The sequence below is a fragment of the Paraburkholderia sp. genome (assembly GCF_036488505.1).
GTDB lineage: Bacteria > Pseudomonadota > Gammaproteobacteria > Burkholderiales > Burkholderiaceae > Paraburkholderia.
The window spans coordinates 1-4,590 of sequence record NZ_DASXHN010000315.1 but is presented as its reverse complement, the minus strand read 5'-3'; the positions used below and the strand labels follow the sequence as shown (position 1 = coordinate 4,590).

General features: G+C 64.1%; 4 protein-coding genes. 1 reads left to right on the top strand and 3 read right to left on the bottom strand.

The features are described from left to right. Positions 1 to 1,158 (bottom strand): Glu/Leu/Phe/Val dehydrogenase (locus VGH68_RS18755; protein WP_331605180.1); only part of this gene is annotated, 1,158 nt, incomplete at its 3' end. A gap of 149 nt (positions 1,159 to 1,307) precedes the next feature. Then, positions 1,308 to 2,264 (bottom strand): LysR family transcriptional regulator, encoded by a 957-nt coding sequence (locus VGH68_RS18750; protein WP_331605179.1) that lies wholly within the window; start codon positions 2,262 to 2,264, stop codon positions 1,308 to 1,310. Between the two features lie 270 nt (positions 2,265 to 2,534). Between VGH68_RS18750 and purB the strand changes: the two genes are divergently transcribed. Further along, positions 2,535 to 3,923 (top strand): adenylosuccinate lyase, encoded by a 1,389-nt coding sequence (gene purB / locus VGH68_RS18745; RefSeq protein WP_331605178.1) that lies wholly within the window; start codon positions 2,535 to 2,537, stop codon positions 3,921 to 3,923. Between the two features lie 99 nt (positions 3,924 to 4,022). Here purB and VGH68_RS18740 read toward each other — a convergent pair whose 3' ends face one another. Further along, positions 4,023 to 4,517: a gluconokinase gene (locus VGH68_RS18740; RefSeq protein WP_331605177.1), complete on the bottom strand. Its 495-nt coding sequence runs from the start codon at positions 4,515 to 4,517 to the stop codon at positions 4,023 to 4,025. Positions 4,518 to 4,590 lie beyond the last annotated feature (73 nt).

The window sequence follows — 4,590 nt, the reverse complement described above, 5'->3', positions numbered from 1 at the left end:
ATCCTCGGTCCAGAAGAAGCTCGAGAAATCCTGCACCCATTCGAAATAGGACACGGTCACGCCGCCGGCATTCGCGACCACGTCCGGAATTACGAGAATCCCGCGATCATGCAGGATGTCGTCGGCCGCCGTCGTGGTGGGGCCGTTCGCGCCTTCCACGATGATCTTCGTCTTGATCTTGCCTGCGTTCTTCTCCGTGATCTGGTTTTCGAGCGCGGCCGGAATCAGAATGTCCGATTCGACGGTCCAGAACTCTTCGCTCGTGATCGCATCGGCTTCGGCGAAACCGCCGACGCCGCCGGTCTTCGCGACGTGCTCGAGCAGCGCGGCCGCATCGATGCCGGTCGATTTGTAGATCGAGCCGGTGTGGTCCTGCACCGCGACGACCTTCGAGCCCGCTTCCTGGAACAGGCGCGCGGCGATCCCGCCGACGTTGCCGAAACCCTGCACCGCGATGCGCGCGCCTTCGATGTCAAAGCCAATGCGGCGCGCCGCTTCGCAGCCGACCACGAACACGCCGCGGCCGGTCGCCTCACGGCGGCCGAGCGAGCCGCCGAGCGTAATCGGCTTGCCGGTCACGACGCCGGTTGCCGTTTGGCCCTGGTTCATCGAGTAGGTGTCCATCATCCACGCCATGATCTGCTCGTTCGTGTTCACGTCCGGCGCGGGAATATCGGTATTCGGTCCGATGATGACGCCGATTTCGCTGGTGTAGCGGCGCGTCATGCGTTCGAGCTCACCGCGCGACAGCGTGCGCGGATCGACGCGGATACCGCCCTTCGCGCCGCCGTACGGCACGTTCACCGCCGCGTTCTTCACCGACATCCACGCGGACAGCGCCATCACTTCCGACAGCGTCACGTCCTGGTGATAGCGCACGCCGCCCTTGCCCGGACCGCGCGACACGTTGTGCTGCACGCGATAGCCCTCGAAGTGCGCGACGGTGCCGTTGTCGAGTTCGATCGGTACGTCGACGATCAGGATGCGCTTCGGGCGCTTCAGGGTTTCGAGCCAGCGGGACAACGAGCCGAGATACGGCGCGACGCGGTCGACCTGGCGCAGATAGTTGCCCCAGGGGCCGAGGTCTTCTCTATTGAGGTAGGAGGGAACCGATTGCAGCGTTGCGGCGATTTGTGCGGCTTCTTGCTGGGATGACATGAACGCTCCGGCGTTGAACGAATGACTGCAATTGTCGAAAAACGCCGTTTTGAAATCCAATGCCGTTTCCTTATCCCGTTATGCGTTTCTTGCATAACGTCCAAAAGTCACAGATTCACGTCGCGGCCCGCAGTTTGGCTCGCTGCCGTTTATGCCGCGCCGCGCCTCAATTCCTCCGACACCACATCCCATATGTGCCGCACGAGGAGTTGGCGCGCGTCGTCGCTTTTCGCCGCGAGCTTGTCGCGGTACAGGCGGATTTCCATGCTCAACGTGAGCTGCCCTTCCGGGGTGCCGCGCGTCGCGCGGTCGAGGCGGATCAGCCGGCCTTCGGTGACCGCATCTTCCACCGCGCTGTGCGGCAGGAAGGCGATCCCGTGACCAGCGAGCGCCATCGCCTTCAGGCCTTCGGCCATGTCGGTTTCATACAGGCGGTCGAGATACAGGCGCTCCGGCGCGTTGGCGAGAATCACCTCGGTCATGCGCCCGAGGTAAGCATTCGGCGTGTACGACAGATACGGTGCGGGTGCGCCGGACGTGCCCGGCAGCGTATGACGCGCACGCCCGGCGCGGCCCGGCGCCGAAAACGGGCTGATCGGCTCGTGGCCGAGCGTCAGCATGTCGTAACGGGCGGGGTCGAGCGCGACCGGATGGCTCGGATGGTGATAGCCCATCATCAGATCGCAGCCGCCTTCCACTAGCGCGAGCGCGGCGTCGTGTACGTTGAGCGCGCGCAGCCGGGTATGGACCGGGCCGGTCCGCGCTTCGATGCGCTGCAGCCAGCGTGGGAAATAAGTCAGCGACAGCGTGTGAGGCACCGCGAATTCGATCGTCGCCTGCGGCGCCGCGGTGTGGCCGCGCAGCAGCACGCGAGCCTCATGGAATTGCGACAGCATCGCGAGCGCCTGCTCGTTGAACACCTGGCCGGCGGCGGTAAGCCGCGTCGGGTAAACCGAACGGTCGATCAGTTCGGTGCCGAGCCACGCTTCGAGCGCCTGGATGCGGCGCGAAAAAGCCGGCTGCGTGACGTGTCGCAATTCGGCCGAACGGCTGAAACTATGGGTTTCCGCGAGCGAAATGAAGTCTTCGAGCCATTTCAGTTCCATGCGATTGCGCTTGCCGGCGGGAGGGAAGAAGTCTGCATTCTAGCGGCGCGGGGTGCGGCGCGAAGCACAGCGACGCGGCCGTGCGCAGGCGGGCATGCATTGCCGTGGAAGCCCGCGGCGCGCCCGCGCGCCGACAATAACGTCCCCTTGCTCGCGCGTGCGGCACGAACCGCCCAAACGCCGGAACGCCCCACCCGCAGTGGTAAAATGCGCGGTTCCCGCCGTTCCGGATGCGCTCGTTGAGCGCTCAACGCTTCCACCCAGTCCATCATGTCCGACACCCGCCCCGATACCCTGTTCGCGCTGAACGCGCTCTCCCCGCTCGACGGCCGCTATGCGTCGAAAACCGAAGCCCTGCGTGACTGGCTTTCGGAAGCCGCTTTCATGCGCAATCGCGTGACGGTTGAAATCCACTGGCTGATCGCGCTGTCGCGCGCCGGCTTCGCCGAGGTGCCGCGCTTCTCCGCCGCATCCGAGCAATTCCTGCTGCAACTGGCCGAGCGCTTCACCGCGCACGACGCCGCGCGCATCAAGGAAATCGAGCGCGTGACCAATCACGACGTCAAGGCGGTCGAATACTGGCTGAAGGAATCGGTCAAGGGTCAGGAAGAACTGGAGCGCGCGAGCGAGTTCATCCACTTCGCGTGCACGTCGGAAGACATCAACAACACGTCGCACGGTCTGATGCTCGCCGGCGCGCGTGAACACGTGATCCTGCCGGCGCTGCGCTCGGTGCATCAGCGCCTCGTCGCGCTCGCGCACGCGCACGCCGCGCAGCCGATGCTGTCGCGCACGCACGGCCAGCCGGCCAGCCCCACCACGCTCGGCAAGGAGATCGCCAACGTCGCCGCGCGTCTCGCGCGTGCGATCGAGCGCATCGCCAAAGTCGAACTGCTCGGCAAGATGAACGGCGCGGTCGGCAACTTCAACGCACACCTGTCCGCCTACCCGGAATTCGACTGGGAAGCGTTCTCGCGCGAAGTGGTCGAACAGCGCCTGAAGCTCACGTTCAATCCCTACACGATCCAGATCGAGCCGCACGACTACATGGCCGAACTGTTCGACGCGGTGTCGCGCGCGAACACGATCCTGCTGGATCTCGACCGCGACGTATGGGGTTACATCTCAGTCGGTTACTTCAAGCAGCGCACCAAGGCCGGCGAAATCGGCTCGTCGACAATGCCGCACAAGGTCAACCCGATCGACTTCGAAAACTCGGAAGGCAACCTCGGCCTCGCGAACGCGACGCTGCGCCACCTCGCCGACAAGCTGCCGGTGTCGCGCTGGCAGCGTGACCTGACCGACTCGACGGTGCTGCGCAATATCGGCGTCGCATTCGGTTACTCGCTGCTCGCGTATGACTCGCTGATCCGCGGTCTGGACAAGCTCGAAGTGAATGCGCAGCGTCTGAACGACGACCTCGACAACTGCTGGGAAGTGCTCGCCGAGCCGGTGCAAACGGTGATGCGCCGCTACGGCATCGAAAACCCGTACGAGCAGTTGAAGGAACTGACGCGCGGCAAGGGCATCACGCGTGAAGCGCTGCAAACGTTCGTGAGCGGTCTCGCGATTCCGCAGGACGCCAAGGACCGGCTGCTCGCGATGACGCCCGCGTCGTACATCGGCAAGGCCGTCGAACTGGCCAAGCGGATCGGCTGATCCGTTCGTCGATGCAGCGCCTCGCGGCATGATTGCGGCGAGGCGAAAAAAAGCCGCTCCTTCATTGAGCGGCTTTTTTACGTCCATCACGCCGGTCCGTTAACGCTGCGCGACCTGCTTGAGCACGTCGTCGACGATTTCTTCTGGCGTCAGATCGATGCTGACCGTGATCGCTTCGTCGTCGCCCGGCTCCTCCAGCGTTTCTAGCTGGCTTTGCAGCAGCGACGGATCGAAGAAGTGCCCGGTGCGATGCCCCAGACGCTCGGCGAGCACCTCACGCGAGCCCTGCAGATACACGAAACAAACGTCCTGATCGCCGTCGCGCAGAATGTCGCGATAGGAGCGCTTCAGCGACGAGCACGTGAATACCGCCGTCTCGCCCGCCTTCTGCTTTTCCTCGATCGCCGCACGGATCGTCTTCAGCCACGGCCAGCGGTCTTCGTCGGTGAGCGGGACGCCGTCGTGCATCTTCTGCTTGTTGGCTGCGCTGTGGAACGCATCGCCGTCGGTGAAGGTGCAATGCAGGCGCTCCGCCAGCATTTCACCAATCTTCGTCTTGCCGGCGCCCGACACGCCCATCGCGATCAGAATCATCTGAAACTCCTTACAGGACCGCCGCGAGTGCGAAGGTCAGGCCTAGCCCCATCAACGAAATGATGGTTTCGAG

What these genes read in the sequence shown, in the direction of transcription:
- purB (WP_331605178.1), top strand. Translation starts at nt 2,535, where the DNA reads ATGTCCGACACCCGCCCCGATACCCTGTTCGCGCTGAACGCGCTCTCC.
- VGH68_RS18750 (WP_331605179.1), bottom strand. Translation starts at nt 2,264, where the DNA reads ATGGAACTGAAATGGCTCGAAGACTTCATTTCGCTCGCGGAAACCCAT.
- VGH68_RS18740 (WP_331605177.1), bottom strand. Translation starts at nt 4,517, where the DNA reads ATGATTCTGATCGCGATGGGCGTGTCGGGCGCCGGCAAGACGAAGATT.